29 protein-coding genes and 1 tRNA gene are annotated in these 26,496 nt (G+C 39.2%); 10 read left to right on the forward strand and 20 right to left on the reverse strand.

Features of this window, described 5'->3' with window-relative positions:
• Positions 1–85 precede the first annotated feature (85 nt).
• Positions 86–580, forward strand: a complete 495-nt coding sequence (locus IV514_RS06615; protein WP_206484179.1) for a GFA family protein — start codon at positions 86–88, stop codon at positions 578–580.
• A gap of 66 nt (positions 581–646) precedes the next feature.
• Here IV514_RS06615 and IV514_RS06620 read toward each other — a convergent pair.
• From IV514_RS06620 to rlmE, 7 genes are all read right to left on the reverse strand, one after another.
• A tRNA-Leu gene (locus IV514_RS06620) sits at positions 647–731 on the reverse strand.
• 19 nt (positions 732–750) lie between these two features.
• Entirely contained in the window at positions 751–1,146 is a 396-nt protein-coding gene (gene secG, locus IV514_RS06625) for a preprotein translocase subunit SecG (protein ID WP_206484180.1), read from the reverse strand.
• The gene (gene tpiA / locus IV514_RS06630; protein WP_206484181.1) at positions 1,146–1,919 is read right to left on the reverse strand and encodes a triose-phosphate isomerase; all 774 of its coding nucleotides are present in this window, start codon (positions 1,917–1,919) and stop codon (positions 1,146–1,148) included. Before tpiA ends, secG begins: the two co-directional genes overlap by 1 nt.
• A gap of 97 nt (positions 1,920–2,016) precedes the next feature.
• Positions 2,017–3,357, reverse strand: a complete 1,341-nt coding sequence (gene glmM / locus IV514_RS06635) for a phosphoglucosamine mutase (protein ID WP_206484182.1) — start codon at positions 3,355–3,357, stop codon at positions 2,017–2,019.
• Between the two features lie 7 nt (positions 3,358–3,364).
• Positions 3,365–4,174, reverse strand: coding sequence for a dihydropteroate synthase (gene folP, locus IV514_RS06640; RefSeq protein ID WP_206485266.1), 810 nt, complete (start codon positions 4,172–4,174; stop codon positions 3,365–3,367).
• 134 nt (positions 4,175–4,308) lie between these two features.
• A complete protein-coding gene (gene ftsH / locus IV514_RS06645; RefSeq protein ID WP_241242235.1) occupies positions 4,309–6,234 on the reverse strand; it encodes an ATP-dependent zinc metalloprotease FtsH in 1,926 nt (641 codons plus the stop codon).
• A gap of 99 nt (positions 6,235–6,333) precedes the next feature.
• Complete coding sequence (rlmE, locus tag IV514_RS06650) at positions 6,334–6,963, reverse strand: 23S rRNA (uridine(2552)-2'-O)-methyltransferase RlmE (RefSeq protein WP_206484184.1); 630 nt, start codon at positions 6,961–6,963, stop codon at positions 6,334–6,336.
• 125 nt (positions 6,964–7,088) lie between these two features.
• On the opposite strand from rlmE, the gene yhbY reads away from it, so the two are divergent.
• Positions 7,089–7,385: a ribosome assembly RNA-binding protein YhbY gene (gene yhbY / locus IV514_RS06655; protein WP_206484185.1), complete on the forward strand. Its 297-nt coding sequence runs from the start codon at positions 7,089–7,091 to the stop codon at positions 7,383–7,385.
• Positions 7,386–7,454: 69 nt separating this feature from the next.
• Here the strand turns inward: yhbY and IV514_RS06660 are convergent, their stop codons facing one another.
• Positions 7,455–7,835 (reverse strand): DUF3192 domain-containing protein, encoded by a 381-nt coding sequence (locus tag IV514_RS06660; RefSeq protein WP_206484186.1) that lies wholly within the window; start codon positions 7,833–7,835, stop codon positions 7,455–7,457.
• A gap of 173 nt (positions 7,836–8,008) precedes the next feature.
• Between IV514_RS06660 and IV514_RS06665 the strand changes: the two genes are divergently transcribed.
• The gene (locus IV514_RS06665; protein WP_206484187.1) at positions 8,009–8,329 is read left to right on the forward strand and encodes a hypothetical protein; all 321 of its coding nucleotides are present in this window, start codon (positions 8,009–8,011) and stop codon (positions 8,327–8,329) included.
• Between the two features lie 6 nt (positions 8,330–8,335).
• Here IV514_RS06665 and syd read toward each other — a convergent pair whose 3' ends face one another.
• Positions 8,336–8,908 (reverse strand): SecY-interacting protein, encoded by a 573-nt coding sequence (syd, locus tag IV514_RS06670; RefSeq protein ID WP_206484188.1) that lies wholly within the window; start codon positions 8,906–8,908, stop codon positions 8,336–8,338.
• A gap of 64 nt (positions 8,909–8,972) precedes the next feature.
• On the opposite strand from syd, the gene queF reads away from it, so the two are divergent.
• The 6 genes from queF to IV514_RS06700 all read left to right on the forward strand — a co-directional run bounded on the left by queF (position 8,973) and on the right by IV514_RS06700 (position 15,636).
• Entirely contained in the window at positions 8,973–9,818 is an 846-nt protein-coding gene (gene queF, locus IV514_RS06675) for an NADPH-dependent 7-cyano-7-deazaguanine reductase QueF (protein ID WP_206484189.1), read from the forward strand.
• 195 nt (positions 9,819–10,013) lie between these two features.
• Positions 10,014–11,597: a GGDEF domain-containing protein gene (locus tag IV514_RS06680; RefSeq protein WP_206484190.1), complete on the forward strand. Its 1,584-nt coding sequence runs from the start codon at positions 10,014–10,016 to the stop codon at positions 11,595–11,597.
• A 38-nt stretch (positions 11,598–11,635) separates the two neighbouring features.
• The gene (ppnN, locus tag IV514_RS06685) at positions 11,636–12,982 is read left to right on the forward strand and encodes a nucleotide 5'-monophosphate nucleosidase PpnN (RefSeq protein ID WP_206484191.1); all 1,347 of its coding nucleotides are present in this window, start codon (positions 11,636–11,638) and stop codon (positions 12,980–12,982) included.
• Positions 12,983–12,986: 4 nt separating this feature from the next.
• A complete protein-coding gene (xni, locus tag IV514_RS06690; protein WP_206484192.1) occupies positions 12,987–13,796 on the forward strand; it encodes a flap endonuclease Xni in 810 nt (269 codons plus the stop codon).
• Between the two features lie 109 nt (positions 13,797–13,905).
• On the forward strand, positions 13,906–14,352 hold the full coding sequence (locus IV514_RS06695) for a DUF3192 domain-containing protein (protein ID WP_206484193.1): 447 nt from the start codon (positions 13,906–13,908) through the stop codon (positions 14,350–14,352).
• A gap of 276 nt (positions 14,353–14,628) precedes the next feature.
• Positions 14,629–15,636 carry an isocitrate dehydrogenase gene (locus tag IV514_RS06700; protein ID WP_206484194.1) on the forward strand — a complete coding sequence of 336 codons (1,008 nt, stop codon included), beginning with the start codon at positions 14,629–14,631 and terminating at the stop codon, positions 15,634–15,636.
• Positions 15,637–15,702: 66 nt separating this feature from the next.
• On the opposite strand, the gene rlmM is transcribed toward IV514_RS06700, so the two are convergent.
• The 4 genes from rlmM to IV514_RS06720 all read right to left on the reverse strand — a co-directional run bounded on the left by rlmM (position 15,703) and on the right by IV514_RS06720 (position 18,799).
• Positions 15,703–16,785 carry a 23S rRNA (cytidine(2498)-2'-O)-methyltransferase RlmM gene (gene rlmM / locus IV514_RS06705; protein WP_206484195.1) on the reverse strand — a complete coding sequence of 361 codons (1,083 nt, stop codon included), beginning with the start codon at positions 16,783–16,785 and terminating at the stop codon, positions 15,703–15,705.
• On the reverse strand, positions 16,782–17,171 hold the full coding sequence (locus IV514_RS06710; RefSeq protein WP_206484196.1) for a DUF423 domain-containing protein: 390 nt from the start codon (positions 17,169–17,171) through the stop codon (positions 16,782–16,784). Before IV514_RS06710 ends, rlmM begins: the two co-directional genes overlap by 4 nt.
• Positions 17,158–17,790, reverse strand: coding sequence for an alpha/beta family hydrolase (locus IV514_RS06715; protein ID WP_206484197.1), 633 nt, complete (start codon positions 17,788–17,790; stop codon positions 17,158–17,160). The genes IV514_RS06710 and IV514_RS06715 overlap by 14 nt, the downstream gene beginning before the upstream one ends.
• Positions 17,791–17,875: 85 nt before the next feature.
• Complete coding sequence (locus IV514_RS06720) at positions 17,876–18,799, reverse strand: transcriptional regulator GcvA (RefSeq protein WP_206484198.1); 924 nt, start codon at positions 18,797–18,799, stop codon at positions 17,876–17,878.
• A gap of 306 nt (positions 18,800–19,105) precedes the next feature.
• Here IV514_RS06720 and IV514_RS06725 point away from each other — a divergent pair, with 306 nt between their 5' ends.
• A complete protein-coding gene (locus IV514_RS06725; RefSeq protein ID WP_206484199.1) occupies positions 19,106–19,381 on the forward strand; it encodes a hypothetical protein in 276 nt (91 codons plus the stop codon).
• A gap of 174 nt (positions 19,382–19,555) precedes the next feature.
• Here IV514_RS06725 and kdsA read toward each other — a convergent pair whose 3' ends face one another.
• From kdsA to hemA, 7 genes are all read right to left on the reverse strand, one after another.
• Positions 19,556–20,398 (reverse strand): 3-deoxy-8-phosphooctulonate synthase, encoded by an 843-nt coding sequence (kdsA, locus tag IV514_RS06730; RefSeq protein WP_206484200.1) that lies wholly within the window; start codon positions 20,396–20,398, stop codon positions 19,556–19,558.
• A gap of 21 nt (positions 20,399–20,419) precedes the next feature.
• Positions 20,420–21,706 (reverse strand): DUF819 family protein, encoded by a 1,287-nt coding sequence (locus tag IV514_RS06735; protein WP_206484201.1) that lies wholly within the window; start codon positions 21,704–21,706, stop codon positions 20,420–20,422.
• A 43-nt stretch (positions 21,707–21,749) separates the two neighbouring features.
• On the reverse strand, positions 21,750–22,550 hold the full coding sequence (locus IV514_RS06740) for a tetratricopeptide repeat protein (protein WP_206484202.1): 801 nt from the start codon (positions 22,548–22,550) through the stop codon (positions 21,750–21,752).
• 65 nt (positions 22,551–22,615) lie between these two features.
• Positions 22,616–22,990, reverse strand: a complete 375-nt coding sequence (locus IV514_RS06745) for a SirB2 family protein (protein WP_206484203.1) — start codon at positions 22,988–22,990, stop codon at positions 22,616–22,618.
• A gap of 7 nt (positions 22,991–22,997) precedes the next feature.
• A complete protein-coding gene (gene prmC / locus IV514_RS06750) occupies positions 22,998–23,870 on the reverse strand; it encodes a peptide chain release factor N(5)-glutamine methyltransferase (RefSeq protein ID WP_206484204.1) in 873 nt (290 codons plus the stop codon).
• 34 nt (positions 23,871–23,904) lie between these two features.
• Entirely contained in the window at positions 23,905–24,993 is a 1,089-nt protein-coding gene (gene prfA / locus IV514_RS06755; RefSeq protein ID WP_206484205.1) for a peptide chain release factor 1, read from the reverse strand.
• A gap of 136 nt (positions 24,994–25,129) precedes the next feature.
• Positions 25,130–26,392: a glutamyl-tRNA reductase gene (gene hemA, locus IV514_RS06760; protein WP_206484206.1), complete on the reverse strand. Its 1,263-nt coding sequence runs from the start codon at positions 26,390–26,392 to the stop codon at positions 25,130–25,132.
• Positions 26,393–26,496 lie beyond the last annotated feature (104 nt).

Raw genomic sequence — 26,496 nt, forward strand, 5'->3', positions numbered from 1 at the left:
TACGCCATTTTAGTGTGCTGAAATTATGCGAGTACGATTAGCCGATAATATCGCTATAAGAAATAACTAACAAAGTGGAAAAAATATGACTGAATCTAATGTTCAACGCCAAGGGGGATGTTCCTGTGGTTATATACGTTATCAAATCGCTCAAGAGCCTTTGATCACCCATTGCTGCCATTGTCGCTACTGCCAGCGACAAACGGGTACCGCCTTTGCGTTAAATGCTTTATTTGACGCAAATAAAGTAAGCTTACTAGAAGGGTCGGTTGAAGAGATCATGACAGACTCACCTAGCGGGAGAGGACAAAACATTGCTAGGTGTCCAAAATGTCATATTGCGCTATGGAGTAACTACTTTATGGGTGGCATCAAACAAGGCATTCGGTTTATCCGTGTCGGCACCTTAGATGAGCCCGACCAACTTCCACCAGATGTTCATATATATACTTCAACTAAACAGCCTTGGGTACAACTGCCTGACTCTGCCGCTATTTTTGAACGGTTTTATGACTTTGAAAAGGTATGGAGCAAAGAAAATAATGCCGTGAGAAAAGCAATGTTGGCGAAAGTGAAGTAATTAATACACTTACCTTCCTAAAATAACAGAAAAAAGGGCTGTATCTCTACAGCCCTTTTTTATAGTTGGTGCGGAAAGCGGGACTTGAACCCGCACGGCCGAAGCCACCACCCCCTCAAGATGGCGTGTCTACCAATTCCACCACTTCCGCAAATTTTTATCTCGCCAAATTAGTTAGGTACATCACCCTCTGATTTTGGCTTAGTTTCCGTTGATGCTGGTACATCAGTATTTTCTGAAGCTGGTTCTGCGCTTGTTGCTGCAGGCACTTCAGCAGGAATGCTTTGCTCAACAGGAACAGATAAATCATCAAATTCATTGCCAGATTTCACGCGATTAGCTGTCAGGTTACCTAACACTAAGCTAATCACAAAAAATGCAATTGCTAACCAAGTTGTTGCCTTGGTTAAAAAGTTACCCGAACCACTAGAACCAAAAATTGTTGCTGACGAACCTGCGCCAAATGAAGCGCCCATATCAGCGCCCTTGCCTTGTTGGATCAGCACTAAACCGATCAAACACAACGCAACAATTAAATATACGACAATTAATACTTGATACAACATTATTGATACCCTTTAGCTGTCGAACAAATCACTTTAAATTCGTCGACCTTTAAACTCGCACCGCCAATTAACCCACCGTCAATATCCGCTTGTGCAAGCAATTGTTCACAATTAGCGGCATTCATACTACCGCCATATAATAATGGCACTTTATTCGCCACATCGGTTTGCTTCATCGCTAAAAATTCACGAATAAACTGATGTGTTTCTTGCGCCATTTCCGGAGATGCTGTTTTACCTGTACCAATCGCCCACACGGGTTCATAAGCAATAACAACATCTAAAAATTTTTCTATGCCAATTTCATCTATCACTGGCTGTAACTGAGCAGACAACACCTGATTGGTTTGACCACTTTCTCGCTCAGACTCGCTCTCACCAATACAAATAATTGGCGTCAAGTCTGCTTCAAGCGCAACAGCTACTTTCTGTGCAACAAGTGTTGATGTTTCATTGTAATAGCTACGACGTTCAGAATGGCCAATAATAACATAATTTACGCCACTTTCTTTCAACATTTGTGTTGAAACTTCACCTGTATATGCACCACTTTGATGTTCACTTACATTTTGGGCGCCAAGTTGAATCCTACTTTGTAAGTTTTCATCTTGCGCTGCATAGGTAAATGCAGTTAAAAAAGGAAAGCTAGGACAAACAACAACGTTAACATTATCAGCGAGTTGTACTTGATTCAATCCACTCACCATTTCGCTTATTAGAGACAAACTGCCGTTCATCTTCCAATTTGCTGCAATTATAGATTGTCTTTTCATTTATCTTTCCTAAATCAAAGCGGCGAGATATTAACTAACCTGTGCTAAAGATACAAGTGTTTCGCCAAAGTTATGAATCATTTGCTCAATATTCAGCCTATTCGCATGCTTTTTTAACCGCATCAGCAATTTCATGCGCAAGATTTGTCACTTCTTGTTCATCCGGACCTTCTACCATCACACGAATTAACGGTTCAGTCCCAGACTTTCTTAACAGCACACGACCTCGCCCAGTAAGTTTTTCATTAACCGCGTGGACTGATGACATAACATTGTCTGCTGATAATGGATCATTGTCACCTGAAAAACGCACGTTTACTAATACTTGCGGTAACTTAGTCATGCCTTGACGCAATTCATATAAAGTTTTTTTGTTGGCACAAATTGCCGTTAATACATTTAAGGCCGCAATGATACCGTCACCGGTAGAAGTATGATTAAGGTTGATCACGTGACCTGAGTTTTCAGCACCTAATTGCCAACCATTTTGCTTTAACATTTCCATGACATAGCGATCGCCAACTTTGCTGCGAGCAAATGGTATACCCATATCGGCTAATGCCAATTCTAAGCCCATATTACTCATTAAGGTGCCAACAACACCGCCTCGTATCGTGCCTGATTTTAAATCATTTTGTGCGATGACATACACACATTCATCACCATCAACCACATAGCCAGTATGATCGACCATCATTAAACGATCACCATCACCGTCTAATGCAATACCAAGATCCGCTTGATGCTCAACCACCGCTTCACTGATCGCTTGCATTGAAGTTGCGCCACAGCCATCATTAATATTAGTACCATTAGGGGATGTACCTATTTCGATAACTTCAGCACCTAACTCTCTAAACACATTCGGCGCAATATGATAGGTTGCGCCATGAGCACAATCGACCACTATTTTAATACCAGTTAATGAATACTGGCTGGGAAAATTACTTTTACAAAATTCAATATAACGACCAGCAGCATCATCAATACGATTGGCTTTCCCCAACTGTGCGGATTCAACACAGCCCATATTTTTATCGAGCTCAGCCTCAATAGCTAATTCCACTTCATCTGGTAATTTTTGACCATCTTGAGAGAAAAACTTGATGCCATTATCAAAATAAGGATTATGCGATGCACTGATCACAATGCCCGCTTCCGCTCTAAAGGTCTTAGTTAAATAAGCAATACCTGGCGTAGGCATAGGCCCTAATAAACCAATATCAACACCCGCAGCAGAAAAGCCAGCTTCAAGTGCAGATTCAAGCATATAACCGGAAATTCGAGTATCTTTGCCTATTAAGACTTTTTTAGTGCCTTGAGCAGCCAACACCTTACCCGCGGCAAAACCTAATCTCATCACAAATTCTGGCGTTATCGGGTATTGTCCTACTAATCCTCGAACCCCATCGGTACCAAAATACTTTCGTTCAGCCATGTTGAATTTATCCTTTTTTACTTATTTTATTATCATCTGAGCGGCATGCTTCAGTGAAACTTAATACTTTTAACGCATCCATAGTTTCTTTAACGTCATGCACTCGAATAATTGAAGCGCCATGCTGCACAGCTAAAATAGCTGTGGTAATGCTTCCGGTTAATCGCTCTGCCACTTCTCTGTTTAATAAATTACCTATCATAGATTTTCGTGATGTGCCCGATAAAATGGGTAGCCCTAAGGCTTGAAAATCATTCAAACGTGCGAGCAGCTGATAGTTCTGTGCTAATGTTTTACCAAAACCAAAACCAGGATCAAGAATTAACCGCTCTTTTGCTATACCTGCCCGCTGGCACGTTTCGATACGTTCAGTAAAAAATTGCAGCACATCATTAATCACATCATCGTATTGCGGGTTTGTTTGCATTGTACGAGGCAAGCCCTGCATATGCATTAAACACACTGGCAAATTTGATTGCGCCACAACATCTAAACACCCTTCGTTTTGTAACGCTCTGACATCATTAATTAAATCAACCCCATGGGCAATAGCCTCTTTCATGACACCAGCTTTACTGGTATCAATTGATACGGCAACATCAAAACGTTGCTTGATCGCTTCAATAATAGGCATTGTGCGTTCAAGTTCATCCTTTAGAACAACGTCTGCTGCTCCAGGCCGAGTTGATTCGCCGCCAATATCGACAATACTGGCACCATCAATGATCATTTGCTCTACTTGGAATAAAGCATCACCTAAGTGGAAAAACTTCCCACCGTCAGAAAAAGAGTCGGGAGTGACATTTAATATTCCCATGATTTGAATATCAGTAGGATTTAAAGACACTTGGCTTGGGCTAGTTAAAATATTCACAATACGATTATTATTATTTTTCTATCAAACAGGAAGAGATAAAATAAAGCCCCGAATTTCGAGGCTTTATTAGGTAGTTACTTAGCCGGCATATCGTTCGGCTTATTCAAATCAGGCTCAACCTCTTTATCGTCTTTTGTTGCCCCTGCTTTAGGTGGCTCATTAGAGTCTGAGTTATCACCATGAAAATCTGCTGGTGGACGAACTTCACGACGCGCCATTAAATCATCAATTTGTAACGCGTCAATGGTTTCATAATGCATCAAGGCGTCTTTCATCGCATGCAAAATATCCATATTATCTTTAAGGATCTTCTCTGCACGTTGATAGTTACGGTTGATAAATTCTTTAATTTCTTCATCAATCGCTTGCGCGGTTTCATCAGACATATGCAATGATTTAGCAGAAGTACGACCTAAAAACACTTCGCCTTCTTCTTCAGCAAACAACATCGGACCCATTTTTTCAGATAAGCCCCATTGCGTTACCATCTTACGCGCTAAGTTAGTCGCACGTTCAATATCATTTGAAGCGCCTGTCGATACTTTATCAGGTCCATAAATAATTTCTTCGGCAATACGACCACCGTATAACGAAGAGATATTACTTTCTAAATGCTGCTTAGAGTGGCTGAACCTATCTTGCTCCGGCAAGTACATAGTCACACCTAACGCACGTCCACGCGGAATAATAGACACTTTATAAACAGGATCATGCTCTGGCACTAAGCGACCAACAATGGCGTGACCTGCTTCATGATAGGCAGTCATTTCTTTTTCTTCATCGCTCATCACCATGGATTTACGTTCAGCACCCATCAAGATCTTATCTTTTGCTTTTTCAAATTCTTCCATTGAGACTAGTCGACGTGAAGAACGTGCCGCAAATAATGCAGCCTCATTAACTAAGTTAGCTAAATCAGCACCCGAAAAACCAGGCGTACCACGAGCAATCACCGATGCTTTAACATCATCACCTAATGGCACTTTGCGCATATGCACTTTTAAAATCTGCTCACGACCACGAATATCGGGTAGTCCTACCGTCACTTGACGGTCAAAACGTCCAGGACGAAGTAATGCGGGATCTAATACGTCTGGGCGGTTTGTTGCAGCAATGACAATCACTCCTTCATTACCTTCAAAACCATCCATTTCAACTAACATTTGGTTGAGTGTTTGTTCTCGCTCGTCATGACCACCACCTAAACCAGCACCACGTTGACGGCCAACAGCATCTATCTCATCTATGAAAATAATACAAGGCGCTGATTTTTTTGCTTGTTCAAACATATCACGTACACGTGACGCACCAACACCAACAAACATTTCAACGAAATCAGAACCAGAGATAGTGAAAAATGGCACTTTCGCTTCACCAGCGATCGCTTTCGCTAAGAGCGTTTTACCTGTACCAGGTTGACCCACCATTAGTACACCAGAAGGAATACGACCGCCCAGTTTTTGAAACCTTGATGGATCTTTAAGGTAATCAACTAACTCAGACACTTCTTCTTTTGCTTCATCGCAACCTGCTACATCAGCAAACGTGGTTTTAACTTGGTCTTCACTTAACAAGCGCGCTTTAGACTTACCAAAAGACATGGCACCTTTTCCGCCGCCACCTTGCATTTGACGCATAAAGAAGATCCATACGCCAATAAGTAAAATCATTGGGAACCAAGAGATAAAAATAGTGGTTAAGAAGCTAGTTTCTTCAGGCAACTCCCCCGAAGCATTGACACCTTGCTTAACAAGGTCATTAATTAAATCGCGATCATAACCGCCAGGGATAACTGCAACAAAGTTTTCGCCACTGCGTTTGACACCACTGATGACACCATTACGATCAACACTAACTTCTCGTACTTGACCTTGACGCACATCCTGAATAAAACGCGTGTAATCCAACTGTTGCTCATTGCCACCACCCGGAGTAAAACTCTGAAATACTGACATTAATACTACGGCTATTACTAACCATAAAATAAGATTTTTTGCCATATCGCTCAACTTAATGACCTCTTGATAAATTTTGCATATTAATTAAACCGAGCATTACCGTTTAATTTTACGCACTTAAAATACTACTTACCTAATTTACTACAATTTGAACCCAGTAGCCACTAGATATACTTCTCTTGATCGTGCACGAGAAGAATTAGGTTTACGGGTTTTCACTACTTTAAATACAGACCTAACTTCTTTCATAAATTGTTCAAAACCTTCACCTTGAAACACTTTAACAACAAAAGCACCATTTTTCTTCAATACCTGATGACACATATCCAGAGCTAATTCAACTAAATACATGCTACGAGCAGAATCTGCACTATCATTGCCGGTAAAGTTAGCCGCCATGTCTGACATTACCACATCTATATTTTTACCGTCGATACGAGTTAATAATGCCTCCAGTACCGCTTCTTCTCTAAAATCACCTTGTAAAAAATCGACACCAGCAATAGGATCCATCGATAAAATATCACAGGCGACAACTTGGCCTTTATCACCAACCGCCTTCACCGCATATTCAGACCACCCACCAGGAGCGGCCCCTAAGTCGACCACTTTCATACCCGGCTTGATCAGCTTGTCTTTATTGTTAATTTCTTCAATTTTAAAAACAGCACGCGAACGTAGACCTAACTTTTGAGCCTTTTTAACATACTCATCTTCAAAGTGCTCTTGCATCCACTTATGACTACTATTGCTTAACTTCTTTTTACTCATTTATTCAATAACTCAAGACTCAAAACAACACAAAACGCTGGTCTTATACGCAGGTTTTATTAGTATTACAAACAAGATGAGGGTAAAATAGATGAATTCAAGCTAACTTGTAACGAAATTTATCTATGAGTCTAAATAAAAAACAAATTCAGTACCTTAAAGGTCTGGCCCACTCACTCAAACCTATTGTACTGTTAGGTAACAATGGCTTAACTGAAGCCGTTGTCGCAGAAATAGATTTTGCCTTAAATCATCACGAATTAATCAAAATTAAAATTCCTACCGACGATAGAGAAACCAAACAACTTATTGTTGATGCGATATGTCGTGAAACCGAAGCAACAAAAGTACAAGTAATTGGTAAAACGCTAATACTTTATCGCCAGTCAGAAGAAAAGAAAATTTCTATCCCGAAATTATAATGGCAACTTCACAAAAAAGCCGACAGAAATAAACATCTGTCGGCTTTTTTTCATCAAACGCTCAAATAGTTAGCTACCTATATTACGAGAAAAATCACCACCACGGCCCGTATCTTGTAACGCACCATCGACAAAATATAAATAGGTACATTCATCTCGAGTGGTTAAACCATCTTTGTGTACGCGATGCGTGCGATAAAATAATACTTGTATACGCTGACCATCTTTGAGATAGCTTTCGGTAAAATCGGAGACACCTAGTTGGCTCGTTACATCAGTATAACTAGACTGAAGCGGTATACGCGCTATTTTCTTACGATTAAGATATTCTCTGTCATCATAATCACTCGAGACAAAATGATCATCATCACCACCTACCGAGACCACACAACCAGTTAACGATAATGCCATAGGTGCAACAACTAAAAGAGTTAATAGAGATTTTTTCATATGCTTTCCATTTGTGAAAATTATTGTTCTGCAACTGAATAAGCAAAAGTTAATCCAAAAACGTTAATCAATTGTTTTATATGCATTTAGTTTAGATTAGCTGCAATTTACACAAGACATGTTTTGTATTATTCGCTAAAATATAGCTTAATTGCAAAAGTGAATTAACCAATATGACCATCAAAGACGAAATTTTAATCGCAGCCAATCAACTCGCTAATCAAGGGCAAAAACCAACGGTAGCCTTGATCAAAACTAAACTTTCCCAAAGTATACCTTTGCCTCAAATCATTGGGGTATTAAAATCATGGCAACATCAGCCTGACTTTACCGCTTTAGAGAAAGACGCTAAAACAGTGGTGAAGCAAGGACATGATAAAACCCCATCAGAACAGGAAGTTCAACAACAGATTGAACAAGCTATTTTACCATTAAAAGCAGAAATCAATGAACTTAAAGCACTTATCCAGCAATTACTTGATAAAAACAGCTAATGAGTCTTATTCCGCCTCGAGGTAAATATCAGGTTGCACCATTTGAATAAATTCAATTAAAGAGTTAGCAATTTTCTTATGTGGTTGACAGCCAGCTTTTTCTGCCCAAACAGCGCCAGTATTATTATCGATAGATAACATAATATTATCGTCATCAGTCACCGCAAAAAACAACGTAATATCTTGTTTGAGTTTCTGTTTCATTAACACATGACCAATAATATTTTGTTGCAGTCTTGCAAAATCATCTTCACTCCAGGCGAATAACAGTTGTAGATGACCATGCTCACAAGTAACCGGTAAGCTTTCACTTAAAATCACGTTAAAATATGCTTTATAAGAAGGATGTAAGCTGAGCCCTAAGGCGTTCTCTACATTTTCAAAAGAAAGTTTTTGTGTTAACGGCACCGGCAACCACTGCATGAATTGATGATCAAATTGGCCCTGTAAGCAGGGAGAAGGCCATTGTTCATCAACTTCAACCAGCGGCAAATGCCCTAATGCAGCTTGATACTGTTGAACATATGATTGACTCAACCGAACAATTGATTCGGCTAAGTCACTGTTTGATGATTTCATCTCGGGTAAAAATCCTTTAAAATATTACTAATTTGACGACTATAGAGCATCACAACAGCTAGCCATGAGCCACTACAACAACGCTTCAGAATTAAATACATTAACACTTGGTAAAGCAACGAGTTATTCCTCAACATATGATAATAGCTTGTTACAAGCTGTGCCCAGAAGTTTAAATCGAAGTGAATTGAATTTATCAAACGATAACTTACCGTTTAACGGTGCTGATGTCTGGTACGGCTACGAATTGTCTTGGTTAAATGCTAAAGGTAAACCCATCGTTGTTGTGGCAGAATTCACTTTTCCAGCCGATAGTCCAAACATTGTAGAGTCTAAATCATTCAAACTCTACTTAAATAGTTTTAATCAAACCAAGTTTTCTAGTACTGAAGAAGTCACTCAACGCTTAACCCAAGATCTGTCAAGCACCTGCGGAGCACAAGCAACAGTCACGCTATTTCCCGTAACTGATTGCCCAGCATTAATGATTAATCACCCAGAAGCCGAGTGCATAGATGACATAGATATTGAAATTAGCTCTTATGAGTTACAACCTGAACTGTTGCAGCTTTCTAACAATAAGGCCGTTGTCACTGAAAGCTTATCGTCACATTTATTAAAATCTAACTGCCTGATCACTAACCAACCTGACTGGGCGAGTATTTATATTAATTATTCAGGCCAAGCAATTGATAAGAGCTCATTATTAAAATATTTGATCTCATTTCGCCAACACAATGAGTTCCATGAACAATGTGTTGAACGAATATTTTGCGATATCCAGCAGCAATGCCAACCAGAATCATTAACAGTGTTTGCTCGATACACTCGCCGTGGAGGTTTAGATATCAACCCTTATCGAAGTTCAACCACAAATAAGCCTCCTCATGCCAGAACGTTAAGGCAATAGTTCAAAATTCAAGCAATCATTACGAAAGTTTACATTTATTAATCAGATATTAACTTTCTATACTGACAATTTTATTTCAGGTGTATATGATGAATATTTAGCTATTAATGACTATTATTTTATTGTTAATAGCCTACTATTAAACATAACTAGCGAAAATAAATGAGCTAAGGCTGACAAGGATTTTGATTTTTCATGGCTAATAACGCTACAGCTGATAGAGAACTGATTGCATTAAAGCGTAAGTTGGATTGCGCAATTGAATCCCGCTCAACCATTGATGAACAATTGAAACATCAAAATACATTGTTCACTGAATTTATTATTAAATTAAGTCAAACCTGTAAAGGAATTGATATTGCTCTTGATAATAAATTAGCAAAACTTAGAACACTGTTTGTTAAGTCTGCTTCAATTGATGAGGTCGAGAAACTTACCAAAGAGATCTCATTGCAATTACAAAAGTTTTCATCGAAAAACGATCATGAAATAAGCCAATTACGCCAGCAATTCTCTTCTGCAGGCACCGCATTACAAAAAGTAAATGGTCTACCTGCTGAGCTACGAAGAAATCTAAGAAGCCTGCTAAAAGAAAATGAGCAATCCAAAGATGCCTTATCGCAATATGTGCCATTATTAAGCGATCTAGTTGGTTTTTACCAAGCGGCGTTAAAGCAAGGTAACATTGCACAAAATGGTAATGGTATATCAAACAACAATGCGCCAACTAGTCAGCCGCCTGTTGCTAATCAACACGTTATCCTAAGGTTTAGTGAGTTTTTGAGTAAAATTCATGTGTCAAAAAAGCATGAAAGTAAACTCAAAAAAATCAAACTTGAACTCAAAGAGAACATGCCCAATGACAAGCTACTCAATAGCTTTTTAGCCGCATTTGACTTACTGAGTAATGATTTATTACAAGAGCAAAACACCGCAAAACGCTTTTTATCCACCTTGAGTGAAACGCTTACTACGGTGCAGACAGCTGTAACCAGCACACTCAATGTTCAAGAAAAAAACAAAGAACAACATCAAAAGCTAAACATAAGATTACAAAGCCAAATTGATGATATGTCGACTAACTTAGAACAAGCAAATTCACTGGTGGATATTAAAGTTGATATCAATAGTAAACTAAAAGCAATTGCGGCAACCATTAATGAAAAATCAACAATAGAGCATGATCAACAATGTGAATTAGAGCGTAAGCTTGTTGATATGCAAACAAAAGTTAATACGCTTGAGCAACAAAGCAAACAGTTTGAAAAACGTATACATGAACAACATGTTAAAAGCTTACAAGATGCATTAACCAAACTGTATAACAGAGCAGCGTTTGATGAGCACTTTGCCAAAGAAATTGTGCGTTGCCAACATAATCATACACCGCTAGCACTGGTGGTTGCAGATCTAGATAACTTCAAACGAATTAATGACACTTATGGCCATACCGCGGGAGACAAAACCCTGCAAGTCATTGCCAACACGTTTAAAAAATATTTAGATGATTGCTTTATTGCCCGCTATGGCGGAGAAGAGTTTGTCTTTGTGTTTGCCGATTTAGACAAAAACACACTACTTAAAAAATTAAATACACTGAAACTAAAAGTCGCCAAGCTTCCTTTTAAATTTAAAAATAATAAAGTGAGTATGACCTTATCTATTGGTGTCACCTTTATCCAGCCTGACGATAATGTTCACATTGCATTTGAACGGGCCGATACCGCACTCTATCAAGCGAAAAAGCAAGGTAAAGATAAAGTTATTTATATTGAATAACTTTCCCCTTGTTATCCTTGTATTCATAGGAGGCTATTATGCATATAGAACTTAATCCTGTTGGGAATATGAACCTACTATCTCCGGTTGAGGTAGCACAGTTACAGCAATCAGCAAGTAGCCAACTCTATCAATTATATCGTAATTGTTCGTTGGCTGTTTTAAATGCTGGCAGCCATACAGATAACGCTGAAGAAATTTACCAGCAATTCCAAGATTTTAATATTCAGGTATTACGCCGTGAACGCGGAGTAAAAATTGCGTTAGAAAATCCACCACAACACGCATTTGTTGACGGCAAAATCATTAAGGGGATTCAAGAACATTTATCGGCAGTCTTAAGAGATATTTTATTCACCAATACCCGCTATCAAAAAAATATTGAAGAAAGTGTCAATATAACCCATGTGACTTTTGATATTTTAAGAAATGCCAATGTTATTATGCCCCATACAGACCCTAACTTAGTGACATGCTGGGGAGGACACTCCATTAATGAGTCAGAGTATAAATACACCAAAGAAGTCGGCTACCAGCTTGGTTTAAGAAATTTCAATATTTGTACTGGCTGTGGTCCAGGGGCAATGAAAGGCCCAATGAAAGGCGCCAATATTGGTCATGCTAAACAACGTAACTCAAAAGGACGGTATATCGGTTTAACCGAGCCAAGCATTATTGCTGCTGAGCCTCCTAATCCTATTGTCACTGAACTTGTGATCATGCCTGATATCGAAAAAAGGTTAGAAGCCTTTGTGAGAATTTCACACGGTATTATTATTTTTCCAGGCGGCGCAGGAACAGCTGAAGAGCTGCTTTATATTTTAGGCATTATGCTTAACCCCAAAAACAAAGCGCAGCAATTACCGATCATCTTAACCGGCCCTGCTGAGAGTGCAGACTATTTTAAACAAATAGATAAATTTATTGGTGCTACCCTAGGCAGCGAGGCTCAAGCGTTATACCAAATTATTGTTGATGATCCTAAAGCGGTAGCCAAAACCATGAAATCTGGATTGAGTGACGTACTTACCTACCGTAAACAAACAGGTGATGCCTATCACTTTAACTGGTCACTGGTAATCGAGAGTGATTTCCAACACCCTTTTATTCCAACCCATGACAATATGCTCGCCAATGAAATTAGCTTTGATTTAGATACCGCGACATTGGCTGCTAATTTAAGACGAGTATTTTCAGGCATTGTTGCAGGCAACGTCAAAACGGATGGTATTCAACAAATTCGTCAACATGGGCCCTATACCATTCAAGGTGATAAAAAAATCATGGCATTAATGGACGAATTGCTCAACTCATTTGTTTGCCAGCAACGAATGAAATTACCTGGCAGTAAATACATTCCGTGTTATCAAGTTGTCAGGGATTAATCATATGTCAATTCACTTGGTATTAATTGATGCATTAAACCTGATCAGGCGTATTTATGCTGTTCAAGAGCGGCCATTTCTTCTCAATAACGAGTTAGCTGAAAATACCAAACAGCAAGTACTGTTTAATACCGAGCAAGCTTGTTGCAAAGCATTAAGCAACATTATCGATATCCATCAACCAACGCATGCTTTAGCCGTTTTTGATAGCAAGCAACCTTGTTGGCGTTACCAACTATATCCCGATTATAAAAAAGGGCGAAAGAAAATGCCTGAACACCTTGCTGAGCGTTTGCATCAGATTCAAGATGCCTTTATGGAACAACAAGTTGACTCATTAGAGCCTGACGAAGATGAAGCTGATGATATCATTGCAACCTTAGCACTCAAAGTAGCACTTCGTGGACAACAAGTGACGATCATTTCAACCGACAAATGCTTCCTTTCTCTGCTCAATCATAACATTCACGTATATGATTATTTTAACCGTCGCTACCTTGATCAAAGCTATGTCAAAGATAAATTTGACGTAAAACCAGCACAGCTACTCGATTTATGGACCCTAACAGGCGATACAACCAACAAAATCCCTGGTGTTCAAGGCATTGGCCAAGTCACTGCGTCTGAACTGCTTAATAGCTATGGTTCGCTGAACGCGCTGTTAGTGGCAAATGATTTAAAAGCAAGTATCAAAGAGAAGCTTGATCGCCATATTGAACAAATTGAGCTAAGCAAACAGCTATTACAATTAAAACAAAATATCCCCTTAGGCTTTAATCTAAAAGATATCCGTTTAGCAAACGATGAGCAATAAATGCGTTTAACGCTCCATTTTACAGGTTTAACAGCCCAGCACTTCCATTCACTTTCACATATAGTTATCCTATACGTCAAAATGTTCTGTGTTTTATTTAAGGTTAAAAATGAGTAAAAAGGTTATCTCACGTATATTGTTAGCACTAGCTGCTTATGGTGTTTTTGTTGCATTAGTGGTTAACTTTTACGACGATAGTCCTGCTAACATGCAATGGAAAGATCGTGAGGCCTATAACCGTCAATTTATTAATAGTCTTAAATTAGGGAAATTTACTTTCGAACAGGCGATTGAGAAACTCGGTAGCCCAGATATCACCGAAGCGAAATTAGTCGACAACACTAACTTTCAAGTATTGTTCTATCGCACTCAACACGTAAAATCCGATGGCTTAACGACTCAAGATGAATGTTCCTACATGCTATTTATCAATAATAAACTCATTGAGTACGCGAAAGCCGAACATTATGAAGGTTTAGATGAAATCATCACGGAATACACCATAAAAAACGCTTTCAACAAACAAAACCAACCAATAGATACTCTGCACAACTAAGGCGCGTTGACTTTATATACTCGACTTAGGTCTTATTGTGTATTTTTTGATCTTAGTTAAATTAAGCATTCAGGTAATAACTTATAATCTATAGACTAAACTAAAGGTGCTTAAGTTATATCTACCACTATGCAATCTAGTTAATATTTGTTAGTAAAAACGAAAGTTTTCCATCTGGCTTACACGCATAAAACATGATATAAACCAGCGCAATTGACCATGCTAGCGAGAAAAGCGTGGGAGTAATGAATTTTCTACTTAAAAAGGCAAAAAACAATGGCTAAACAAACCATCACAGTAATACCCGGTGACGGCATCGGTCCTGATATTATCGACGCAACAATAAAAGTATTAGATAAAGCAGGTTGTGATTTTGATTACGAGTATGCAGACGCAGGTTTAGTAGCTTTAGAAAAACATGGTGAACTCGTACCTGAAGAGACCTTAAAATTAATTGAGAAAAACAAAATCACCTTAAAAGGTCCACTAACAACCCCAGTAGGTGAAGGTTTCACTTCAATTAATGTCACTTTACGTAAACAATTTCAATTATATGCAAACGTGCGCCCAGTCCTTTCTTTTAAAGGCACGAAAGCACGTTATGACAATATTGACATCATCACTATTCGTGAAAATACTGAAGGCATGTACTCAGGCTTAGGGCAAACAACGACAGAAGATGGTTCAGAAGCCGAAGCAAAAAGCCTGATCACTCGTGAAGGCGCAGAGCGTATTGTCACTTTTGCTTATGAGACAGCACGTAAAGAAGGCCGTAAAAAGGTCACTGCAGTACATAAAGCCAATATCTTAAAATCAACTTCAGGTTTATTCTTAAAAGTGGCTCGTGAAGTTGCTAAGCGTTATCCTGACATTGAATCAACAGAGATGATCGTTGATAACTGCTGTATGCAATTGGTGATGAACCCTGAGCAATTTGACGTGATCGTTACCACGAACCTATTCGGTGATATTCTCTCTGATCTATGTGCAGGCTTAGTGGGCGGCTTAGGCATGGCTCCAGGAGCTAATATTGGTAAAGGATGTGCAATTTTCGAAGCCGTACATGGCAGTGCACCTGATATTGCAGGTAAAAACCTAGCTAACCCAACATCAGTTATCTTAGCGGCAATTCAAATGCTAGAGTACTTAGAAATGGCTGATAAAGCGGATGCAATTCGTAAAGCCATTACTGATGTTATCGAAAGTGGTGATCGCACAACGCGTGATTTAGGCGGCACACACGGTACGACAGACTTTACAGAAGCATTGTTAGAACGTCTATAAAGACAACATTACATTGCACATAAAAAAAACGGCTTAATTAGCCGTTTTTTTTATGTCTGGATTAAATTAAAGCTGAGGTAAAGGCGATAACAGTCGCGCATGAACGGTAACTTCTTCACGATCATAATACAGGTGTTTAGCATAAAGCTCATATTTCACTTGATGCTCCGAAAACATATCCTTCATGGTTTGTAAATCATCAACAACTTGCTGATAACGTCCTTTCATTGGCAATTTAAGGTTAAACATCGCTTCTTTACAATAACCGTGTAATAACCAATTAGCCATTAGCTTAGCCACCCGCTGAGGCTTTTCAATCATATCACACACTAACCAATAAACGTTTTGCTTTTGCGGTACATACTTAAAGCCATCAAACATTTTATGCTTAACCTGCCCTGTTTCCATTAACGACTCAGCCATCGGGCCATTATCGACAGCAGTCACCATCATACCTCGTCGCACCAATTGGTATGTCCAACCACCTGGTGCAGCACCTAAGTCAACCGCATTCATTCCGGAAGTCAATCGAGTTTCCCACTCAGATTTAGGAATAAAATGTAAAAACGCTTCGTCTAATTTCAAGGTTGATCGACTTGGCGCTTGGTTAGGAAATTTCAATCTCGGTATGCCCATCACATGAGGAGAAGTATTATGTCCAAGCGAAAAACCTAACATAACTTCTGAACCACTAAAGAACAAAGCATGTAATACAGCGCCACTTTTATCATTTTTTTCAGTCAGCACTTTATTTTTGCGTAATGCCTGACGCAAAGGCACCGCTAGTTTGCGACAAAACTTAGATAAGGCTTTACCATCGTTAGTATCGGGAGTTTCCATCCTTAAATCAGCGTATTGCCACTCTGTACCTAATTGCTCACAAATGGCTTCAACACGATTATATTCAGGTAAAGCGATCCGCTCGGTTAAACTCACAAACCACTGGCGTGCAAAAATCAAACGTTTAAGCGGTATCCGCTCCATCAGTTTTTCACCTTCTTCAGGGTTGTTCAGGTGAAAAAAAACAATACCTTGCTTCTTCGTTAGTTGTAAGTAGCCATAGACTTCATTCCATGCCGCTTTTTCTTGAATTTCCGCGCCACACTCTTTTTCAAAGCCTGGGCGGCAATATAAAACTATTGATGTCATTTTTCTTTAGTACCTATAGAAACAAAAGCAAGTAAAATCCAAGCTAGGGCTAAAATAACGCCGCCAAATGGTGCCAGTTTACCTAAATCATCAATGCCAGTATAAGTTTTCATATATAAGCTGCCACTAAAAGTCAGAATACCAACAATAAATAACAACGATGAAATAAGTAATACCCGAGATAATTTAACTCGATAAGACAATATACTCGCAAGTGCGGCTAATGTATGGATTATTTGGTAATGATGCGCCGTAACTAAACGCGCTTTATCCGCCAAAATTAACTGTTGACCAGCATGTGCAAGCCAAGCGCCTAATAGTACCGAACTCGCACCACTTAGTGCAATCAAAACCAATAAAACCTTCGCAAAATTAACGCCATTCATCAATAAATGCCTCTATTTTATCTAGTGCTGAACTCAAATGCTGCTCATGGCTGTAACCTGACTTTTTACGCGGCTTCAAATCATGATCGCCATCAGCTAAAAATTCAACTTGCACTGAAGAAGGTAAATCATATTCTGAGATTTCTTGCTGATTACCTAATGCATCACGCGTGCCTTGCACCACAAGAATTGGCTTCAAGCTTTGCTGCAAAGGTTCAAGGCGAAGCTTCTCAGGCTGTTTTTGAGGGTGAAATGGATAACCTAAACAAATAACGCCACGAAACCGTTGCTCAGGCTGATTCGCGATAGTGGCTGCTACTCTGGAGCCCATCGACTTACCGATCAAAAAAACCGGTAAGCTTGTTTCTAAGCTCGCTAATACTTGATTAAAGCAATCGACTAACTTAGGCATGCGCTCTGGCGGGTAACGTTTGCCATCAGCCAAACGCTTATCCATGTAGTTAAAATTAAAACGTAAGACATTAAACTGTCGTTGGTTCAACTGCTCAGATACTTGCTCTAAAAACGCTGACGATTTATCCGCACCTGCACCATGAGCAAATACAAGGTACGCTTTAGCATTAGTTACTTCTTGTTGAATGATAGATGGCGAGTTCATTATCTCTTCCTAGCATTATCGATTATTAATTGCTCTCTTTTGTTAATAGAGAGCATTAAGGGTATTAAGCTAATAGCGCACACATCTATGCTAACAGCTCGTCATCTTCTTCAATAAGCTCTTGTTCTTCAGCAACGGTTTCCAAAACCCAATTACGAAAAGTCGCTATTTTACCAACATCTAACTGACTTTCACGACACACAATATAAAAAGCATCTTTACTGATCAGCTTATGGTCAACAGGGACCACTAAACGACCTGCGTCAATTTCTGGTTTGGCTAACACTCCTTGCACTAATGCAATCCCTTGCCCATAAACAGCCGCTTGCAATACCATCGCTGAATGACTAAAGATAGGGCCATGGTTAACGTTTGTCGCTTTAATATCGGCTTCTTTAAACCACCTTTTCCAATCGCGCCTTGATGTATCATGCAATAAATTATGCAAAGTAAAATCTTCAACACTCGTTAATGGCTTTTCCCCCTCTAATAATAAAGGCGAGCAAACGGGTAATAAATATTCAGTATGTAATTTATTTGCATGGATATTCGGCCATCGACCTCGGCCATGGTAAATGGCAACATCAACATCTTCTGTCAATAAGCCGTCGGTCTGATCAACGGCTTTAATACGCACATCTATATCTGGGTTGTCTTGACTAAAACGAGTTAGGCGTGGCACTAACCATTGAATGGCAAAGCTAGGTTGTAAACTTACCGTGATAGCACCTTTAGCTCCTCGCGCAAGTAACCGTTCGGTCGCATCATTGATTGAGTTAAACACATCTTTAATGTCTAAAAAATAAGCTTGCCCTTCTTCTGTTAATAACAAAGCTCTATTTTTTCGCATAAATAACTTTAACCCTAAATACTCCTCTAAGGATTTAATTTGATGACTTATCGCCGCTTGAGTAACGAATAATTCTTCAGCAGCTCGAGTAAAACTCAGTTGGCGAGCGGATGCTTCAAACGCTTTAAGGGCGTTAAGTGGAGGTAAACGTATAGCCAAAATATCACCTATAATACAGTATGAATATGACAATTTATTGAATATTTACTCTAACCAATAAACAACCGAGCCAATCCATTAGTTTTTCTAATACAAAACATTATAATTTGTCATTTTTCTTTTTACCAGTATTAACTTATTATTCTACCTGTAGATGAAGGACACCATCTTTACCCTACAGTGATATAGAAAGTAGGTAGGTAGGCAACGAATGTTATCAAACAGAAATCATTCACCCGAGAGAGCAAAGAAAAGGTCCTAAGACATCTATATAAATATTTGACGTTTTATACAGGTAACACGACCATGAAATTAATTAACACACTCTCAATCATTACCGTTGCTTTACTCACAGCAACCGCTAATGCAAAAACCACTGACGTTTTCACTACTAGCATTACAAAGTTACAACCAATTAATACTAGTGAATTAGTGAAATCAGTAGAAATCGATTTAGCGAAATCTATTAAGCAATTAAACCTTACATTAGTCACAACAGACTCTCGTTTAACGCTAGCAAAGGCAAAGAAAAGCAGCGTAACTAAGCGTATGATGGCTAAGGCGTTAATCACAGCAGAATAAACCAATAATTCAAGTATTGTTTCCCCCCAACCAAGCAATACACTGAAGTCACTGATAGCTTCTCTAGAGCTATTATAGTGAAATAAGATGCTCGCGCATAAAAAACAAAGGGTGCTCTCTAGGCACCCTTTTTTTTAACTCATCGAAAAACACGCTTAAAGCGAGATTCAAAGCTTAATCTGTGATCAATGGTTCGAAACTTTTAACCAAATCATCTATCGCCTTCATTTGTGTTAAATATGGTGCCAACTTATCAAGCGGTAATGCACAAGGACCATCACACTTAGCTTGCTCTGGATCAGGGTGAGCCTCAATAAATAAACCAGCAAGTCCTAATGCCATACCACTTCTGGCTAACTGCGCAGCTTGTGCACGTCGACCATCAGCAGACTCACTTCTTCCCCCTGGTTTTTGTAAAGCATGTGTCGCGTCAAAAATGACTGGAGCCATTGATTTCATTTCGTCCATTGCAAGCATGTCGACCACAAGATTATTGTAGCCGTAGCAACTGCCTCGCTCGCATAAAATCACCTGCTCATTGCCTGCTTCAGCGAATTTATTAATAATATGTTTCATTTCATGTGCCGCTAAAAACTGTGGCTTTTTGACATTAATTGCCACCCCAGTTTTTGCCATAGCAACAACCAGATCAGTTTGTCTTGCTAAAAACGCAGGAAGTTGAATAATATCAACAATATCAGCAACTGGCTGAGCCTGATAAGGCTCATGAACATCAGTGATAATTGGCACATTAAACGTGGCTTTAATTTCCTCAAATATCCTCAAGCCCTTGTCCATACCTGGCCCACGGTAAGAGTTGACAGATGAACGATTCGCTTTATCAAATGATGCTTTAAAGACATAAGGAATACCAAGCTTTTCAGTCACTTTGACATAATGCTCAGCAATACTCATTGCTAAATCTCGTGACTCAAGCACATTCATACCGCCAAATAGAGTAAATGGCTGTTCATTAGCAACCGTTAACGATCCGATATTTACACTGTTGATTGTCATATCATTTCCTAAAATTTAAGCTTAACCTACCGCTTGTAAAAATTGGCCACATAACCATGCCATGTAGGTGCCTAAGGTATAACCACAAACGGCTAATAACACACCTACCGGAGCAAGAGACGGGTGAAATGCTGAAGCAACAATTGGTGCTGACGCTGCCCCACCTACATTTGCCTGACTCCCTACAGCCATATAAAACAACGGCGCTTTGATCAGTTTTGCCACAAATAACATTAATCCTGCATGGACTAGCATCCAAATAACACCAATGACAAAATAAATGGGGGTATCGACAATCATTCGCACGTCCATTTTCATACCAATTGTAGCAATTAGCACGTATAAAAATGCACTACCCACTTTTGAAGCTCCTGCTCCTTCGAGTTTTCTCACATTGGTAAACGATAAGAAAATACCTACAGTACTGGCAAAAACGATCATCCAAAAGAATTTACTGTGAAAACTAAACTTCGCAAGTTCAGGATGATTTGCAACAAAATATGGTGTCACAGTATCAGCAAATAAATGCGCAAAGCCTGTCACCCCAAGGCCAACTGCGACAATAATCATCAAATCAGAAAGTGTTGGAATACGGGCATGTTTGGCATGAAATTGTTCAACCTTTTCTTTTAGCTCATCAATTGCAGAAATATCGGCACCTGATTTCGCATCAATTTTAGCTGCCCTGCCCGACATAACGAGTAAGACTGCCATCCATAAATTCGCAACGATAACATCAACCGTCACCATGGTGGAGAATATTGCATCGCCGGCACCGTATATTTCTTTCATTGCCGCTTGGTTAGCACTACCACCAATCCAACTACCAGCAACAGTCGTCATTCCTCGCCATGCAGCTTCTGGCCCAGAAACACCAATAAGCTCAGGCACAAAAGTGGAGACAACCAATAAAGCAATAGGCCCACCAATGACAATACCGACAGTTCCTGTTAAAAACAGAATAATCGCTTTACTACCGAGTCGTTTGATCGCAGGTAAGTCAATACTAATGGTAAGTAAAACTAAACACGCGGGTAACAAATATCGTGAAGCAACATAGTAAAGATTTGATTCTTCTCCACTAATAATATCAAAGCTATTGAGTAATGATGGTAAGAAGTAACATAATAGTACCGCAGGTACGACACCATAAAATTTCTTCCAAAAAGCAGATTGGCTATGCGAAGTATAAAATACCCAACCAAGCATAATAGCTAATATACCTAAAATGGTAGCGTCGTTAGTAATTAATGGAGTGTGTTGACTCGCTTCAGTAGCTACTTCAGTGGCTGAAGATGATGCAAACATAAATTCTCCCAGAAGTTGTTTGTCTAATTATTATAAAATTGGGCTAGTGTAGCACGGTTTCGGTGAGTGTAATCTTATCTAATTGTAATTTTAATAATTGTGCTGCTGGATCTTGTGGACACTCTTTCACAAAATATTGATAGTCATCATAGGCGACTTTAAAACAGTCAAGCTGATGCAGCAAAAAACCACGATCTCGGCGCTCAAATGGATCATCTGGACGTAATGCTAACAATAAATCCACACACTTTAACGCTTTGTCAAATTGTAACTCATTAATTAATGATGCTTTAAGTGCACTTAAGTATTCAACAATAATACTTTGTCGTTCCATTTGTGGCAAAAATGTCTGGCTCGGCTCACCCGATAATTCATCTAAACGCTGATCTAATTCTTGTCCACTGAGCGACTCCCCGGAAATGGGATCAAAAATAATTGAGTACATATCATCACAAATAATACGTACCATTACTTTTTCTGGCACATAAACCAATTCAGCTTCTAATTGACAAGCATTGGCTACATGTTGGATCAGTGCCGCTTTGAGTACAGGGGCTATTAACTTATACTCAACCGCTTTATTAAGCTTTTGCGCGATCACAGGCCAAAGCAAACGATCATTATCAAGCAATAATTGCCCTACATAGAGTTCATTAATCAAACATTCTGCTTGCGCCATTGAATCATCAATACCAGTAATTGATAATTGGCATTCTTTAATAATTGGCGCGACTAAAGCATCAATCGATACGACTTCATCAAAAATATGCTCTTGAATAAGCACTAAAGAAGCTAATAACGCTTCTTGCTCAGAGTGTAATTCTGATAACAACAAATCATTCATTTAAATAAAACTAAACCTTTAAATTCATGCTTAATTAATAAGGGCAAAATTGTATTTTTAAAGCTCTAACCAACAAAAAATAAAGGTTGTTTTGTCATGGCTAATCGCACCACAAGTAACACCCAGCCTATGGAACCCAAATAACCAAAAACTTGCATCATCTTATTACGTGCTAGTTTCAGGGTGTAATACCCCGTAAAAATATAGGCTAATACGCCTAATAATTTTTCTCCTAGCCACAGCTGCTCAAATGGATTCAACGCTAACTTCATCATCATGATCACACCCAATAATAATAATAAGGTGTCAATCACATGAGGGGTTACTTTAAGCCATTTTTTAGATAATTGTGCCGACCCCGCTAAGGTCAATGCAAACCTAAAGGTAAATAATGCAACACTGATAAACGCGACCATCATATGTAAGTGTTTTAATAACATATTGTTGTTAATCCTCTTTATTATTTTTATGATAAAAACTTGCGTAAGTAATACGATCGTTTCCGTTATAATCTTTTACTGTTTCAATGTGTTCAAAAGCTTGCTTTGCAAACAGCTCTCGCACAGCAGGCCCCTGATCATAACCATGCTCAAAGTACAATCGACCTCCGGTGGCTAAATAATCTTTAGCCTGACTGATAATTTTATGAATATCAGCAAGCCCGTGCTGCTCTGCAACTAAAGCGCTTTTAGGTTCAAATTGCACATCACCTTGAGTTAAATGTTGATCGAGGGGATCAATATAAGGTGGATTAGAAACAATCACCTGATAAATATTACCTATTGGGACGGCACTAAACCAGTCACTTTGAAAAATATTTACCTGTGATAAAGACAACTCAGTTGCATTTTCTTTTGCTAATTCGACCGCCTGCACTTGAAAATCAACGGCATCTATTTGCCAGCTATTGCGCTCCGATGCCAGTGCCAGAGCAATCGCCCCCGTGCCTGTACCTAAATCTAAACAACAAAGCTGTTGCTCAGCATAATGCTCTAACACCAACTCAACTAATACTTCAGTGTCAGGTCGAGGAATTAATGTCGCAGGAGAGACTTTAAAGTTTAACGACCAAAACTCTTTATAACCGATAAGGTAGGCAATAGGGACACAGTGTTGTCGTTTTGCAAGTAAAGATAAGAAATCTTGTTGCTCAGTTTGGGATAACAGCTGTTCTGGCCAAGTGTACAAATAAGCTGTTGTTTTCGCTAACACATGCGCCAATAATATTTGACTATCAAGCTTAGCACTGTCTGATACCTCAGCCAGTGCACTGCTACCATAATTTATCGCTGAGGCAATCGTATCAATATTTATCGGCATAAAGTGCTAATCATTGACAAGCTAAAATGCTTACTTAGCCATTTTCAGCAAGTGCTGCTAATAAATCAGCTTGGTTTTCCTGCATTATAGGCTCTAGCACCAATTGCAAGTTACCTTCAATCACTTCATTTAAACGATACAAGGTTAAATTTATACGATGATCTGTCATACGCCCCTGCGGATAGTTATAAGTGCGAATGCGCTCAGAACGATCACCACTGGCCACTAAACTACGTCGAGAAGATTCCTCTTCATCACGACGCTTTTCATCTTCGGCTTGCTGTAATCTTGCTTGTAATACTGACATGGCTTGCGCACGGTTTTTGTGCTGTGAACGCTGATCTTGACATTCCACTACCACCCCAGTTGGAATGTGAGTAATACGAATGGCAGAATCGGTTTTGTTAACATGCTGCCCCCCCGCTCCCGAAGCTCGGAAAGTGTCAATGCGTAAGTCCGCTTTATTGATTTCAATTGCTTCAGATTCAGGTATTTCTGGCATCACCACCACAGTACAGGCTGAGGTATGTACACGGCCTTGTGATTCTGTTTCTGGTACACGTTGTACTCGATGTCCACCCGATTCAAATTTCATTTGGCCATAAACACCGTCACCAATGATTTTAAAGATCACTTCTTTAAAACCACCCTGCTCACTTTCACTTAGGTTCATGGCTTCTGTACGCCAGCCTTGTTTTTCACAGTAGCGGGTATACATGCGATACAAATCACCTGCAAAAATTGCCGCTTCATCTCCACCCGCCCCAGCGCGAATTTCAACAAAACAGTTGTTATCGTCATTAGGATCACGCGGTAATAATAATATCTGTAACTGATCAGACATTTCTTCGACTGCTTTTTTCGCTTCTTTGTATTCATCCTGCGCCATTTCACGCATGTCAGGATCATCATCTTTAAGCATTTCTTCAGCAGTGGCAAAGTTTTCTTCTGCTTCCTGATATTGGTTAAAAACCCCAGTAACTTCTTCTAATTGCTTAAATTCTTTGGATAAGTTTTGAAATTTTTCTTGATCGGCAATAGTTTCAGGATCAGACAATAAGGCTTGAACTTCTTCAAAACGTTCCACTAAACCTTCAAGTTTTTGATAAACAGATTCTTTCATTAAATTATCTTTATAGTAAACGCATACAATCACTAATCGGCTATTATAACCTAGTTATGATGCAATATGGGACGAAATTTTATCTGGAATGGCGGCAGTGTAAAGATTTAACCCGCTAGTTTCAATGGAGAGTCAATTATTTATCAATATTAAATATATCTCGTAAATAAATTAACTTATCTAGCTCGCCCCCTTGAGCAGCTGACTGTATGGCATTCGTTGGCGCATGCATAAACTTGTTGGTTAACTTAGTGGCAAGTTCGGCTAACACGGCTTCAGGATCTTTATTAGCACTGAGCTGCTGTTTTGCTTTTTCCAACAAAATGTCACGTTCATCCATGCACTGCTTACGGTAGCTCACCACAGTATCTTGAGTATTTAAACCTCGTAACCAAGACATAAAACCGGTGGTTTGTTGGTTTACAATGGCCTCGGCTTCTATTGCTGCTTTTCGGCGGCTTTCCATATTCTTAGCAATAATGCCTTGCAAGTCATCCACGGTATATAAAAACACGTCTTCTAACTCGGCCACTTGTTCTTCTATATCACGAGGCACAGCTAAATCAACCATGAAAACAGGACGATGTTTACGTTTAGATAACGCCTGCTCTACCATACCTTTACCAATAATAGGTAAGGTACTGCCGGTAGAACTGATAACAATATCTGCATCAGCCATTTTTTCAGGAATTTGCGCTAAGGTGATAACATCAGCCCCAATCTGCTCCGCCATTAATTCAGCACGAGACAATGTACGGTTGGCGACCGTAATTTTGCCAACTTTGTTTTCATAAAGGTGCTTAGCAACCAACTCGATGGTTTCACCAGCCCCGACTAACAACACTTTCGCTTTTTCTAAACTCGCAAAAATATGCTTAGCGAGATTAACCGAAGCAAAAGCGACCGAAACCGCACTTGCTCCAATGTCCGTTTCTGTTCTTACTTGCTTTGCCACACCAAAAGTGCGTTGAAACAAACGATCCATCACTAAGGCCATTGAGCCAGATGCTTTTGCTTGATTATAAGCTTGCTTCATTTGACCTAAGATTTGTGGCTCTCCCAATACTAAGGAATCTAAACCACAGGCAACACGCATCATATGATTAACCGCTTGTTGCTCACTATGCCAATAAAGGCTGGGAATAAAACTTGATGCAGGAATATTATGATGTTGTGATAGCCAAGCAACAACCTTCTCTTGTGTGATATCTAGTTTTTCAGACTGAACAAGGTACAATTCGGTACGATTACAAGTCGATAATATTGCCGCTTCTTTACATTGCACATGCTGTAACATTTCCTGTAACGCTGAAGATAACTTATCAGGATTAAACGAAATCTTCTCCCGAACAGCTACAGGTGCAGTTTTATGATTTATTCCGACAGCAACAATAGACATAATGTTAACGACTCAACCTACTTACAATGTATAAAATGTTTTTCATGGTTCAGTGCCTTACGTGATAAAAAACACTGAAAATATAAACCACTTGTGTATTATTG

Source organism: Thalassotalea sp. G2M2-11 (assembly GCF_017168195.1).
Classification (GTDB): domain Bacteria; phylum Pseudomonadota; class Gammaproteobacteria; order Enterobacterales; family Alteromonadaceae; genus Thalassotalea_E.

Bases quoted from the DNA above. Each gene is read 5' to 3' on its own strand.
- IV514_RS06615 (WP_206484179.1), top strand. From the start codon at position 86: ATGACTGAATCTAATGTTCAACGCCAAGGGGGATGTTCCTGTGGTTAT.
- secG (WP_206484180.1), bottom strand. From the start codon at position 1,146: ATGTTGTATCAAGTATTAATTGTCGTATATTTAATTGTTGCGTTGTGT.
- tpiA (WP_206484181.1), bottom strand. From the start codon at position 1,919: ATGAAAAGACAATCTATAATTGCAGCAAATTGGAAGATGAACGGCAGT.
- glmM (WP_206484182.1), bottom strand. From the start codon at position 3,357: ATGGCTGAACGAAAGTATTTTGGTACCGATGGGGTTCGAGGATTAGTA.
- folP (WP_206485266.1), bottom strand. From the start codon at position 4,174: ATGGGAATATTAAATGTCACTCCCGACTCTTTTTCTGACGGTGGGAAG.
- ftsH (WP_241242235.1), bottom strand. From the start codon at position 6,234: ATGGCAAAAAATCTTATTTTATGGTTAGTAATAGCCGTAGTATTAATG.
- rlmE (WP_206484184.1), bottom strand. From the start codon at position 6,963: ATGAGTAAAAAGAAGTTAAGCAATAGTAGTCATAAGTGGATGCAAGAG.
- yhbY (WP_206484185.1), top strand. From the start codon at position 7,089: ATGAGTCTAAATAAAAAACAAATTCAGTACCTTAAAGGTCTGGCCCAC.
- IV514_RS06660 (WP_206484186.1), bottom strand. From the start codon at position 7,835: ATGAAAAAATCTCTATTAACTCTTTTAGTTGTTGCACCTATGGCATTA.
- IV514_RS06665 (WP_206484187.1), top strand. From the start codon at position 8,009: ATGACCATCAAAGACGAAATTTTAATCGCAGCCAATCAACTCGCTAAT.
- syd (WP_206484188.1), bottom strand. From the start codon at position 8,908: ATGAAATCATCAAACAGTGACTTAGCCGAATCAATTGTTCGGTTGAGT.
- queF (WP_206484189.1), top strand. From the start codon at position 8,973: ATGAGCCACTACAACAACGCTTCAGAATTAAATACATTAACACTTGGT.
- IV514_RS06680 (WP_206484190.1), top strand. From the start codon at position 10,014: ATGGCTAATAACGCTACAGCTGATAGAGAACTGATTGCATTAAAGCGT.
- ppnN (WP_206484191.1), top strand. From the start codon at position 11,636: ATGCATATAGAACTTAATCCTGTTGGGAATATGAACCTACTATCTCCG.
- xni (WP_206484192.1), top strand. From the start codon at position 12,987: ATGTCAATTCACTTGGTATTAATTGATGCATTAAACCTGATCAGGCGT.
- IV514_RS06695 (WP_206484193.1), top strand. From the start codon at position 13,906: ATGAGTAAAAAGGTTATCTCACGTATATTGTTAGCACTAGCTGCTTAT.
- IV514_RS06700 (WP_206484194.1), top strand. From the start codon at position 14,629: ATGGCTAAACAAACCATCACAGTAATACCCGGTGACGGCATCGGTCCT.
- rlmM (WP_206484195.1), bottom strand. From the start codon at position 16,785: ATGACATCAATAGTTTTATATTGCCGCCCAGGCTTTGAAAAAGAGTGT.
- IV514_RS06710 (WP_206484196.1), bottom strand. From the start codon at position 17,171: ATGAATGGCGTTAATTTTGCGAAGGTTTTATTGGTTTTGATTGCACTA.
- IV514_RS06715 (WP_206484197.1), bottom strand. From the start codon at position 17,790: ATGAACTCGCCATCTATCATTCAACAAGAAGTAACTAATGCTAAAGCG.
- IV514_RS06725 (WP_206484199.1), top strand. From the start codon at position 19,106: ATGAAATTAATTAACACACTCTCAATCATTACCGTTGCTTTACTCACA.
- kdsA (WP_206484200.1), bottom strand. From the start codon at position 20,398: ATGACAATCAACAGTGTAAATATCGGATCGTTAACGGTTGCTAATGAA.
- IV514_RS06735 (WP_206484201.1), bottom strand. From the start codon at position 21,706: ATGTTTGCATCATCTTCAGCCACTGAAGTAGCTACTGAAGCGAGTCAA.
- IV514_RS06740 (WP_206484202.1), bottom strand. From the start codon at position 22,550: ATGAATGATTTGTTGTTATCAGAATTACACTCTGAGCAAGAAGCGTTA.
- IV514_RS06745 (WP_206484203.1), bottom strand. From the start codon at position 22,990: ATGTTATTAAAACACTTACATATGATGGTCGCGTTTATCAGTGTTGCA.
- prmC (WP_206484204.1), bottom strand. From the start codon at position 23,870: ATGCCGATAAATATTGATACGATTGCCTCAGCGATAAATTATGGTAGC.
- prfA (WP_206484205.1), bottom strand. From the start codon at position 24,993: ATGAAAGAATCTGTTTATCAAAAACTTGAAGGTTTAGTGGAACGTTTT.
- hemA (WP_206484206.1), bottom strand. From the start codon at position 26,392: ATGTCTATTGTTGCTGTCGGAATAAATCATAAAACTGCACCTGTAGCT.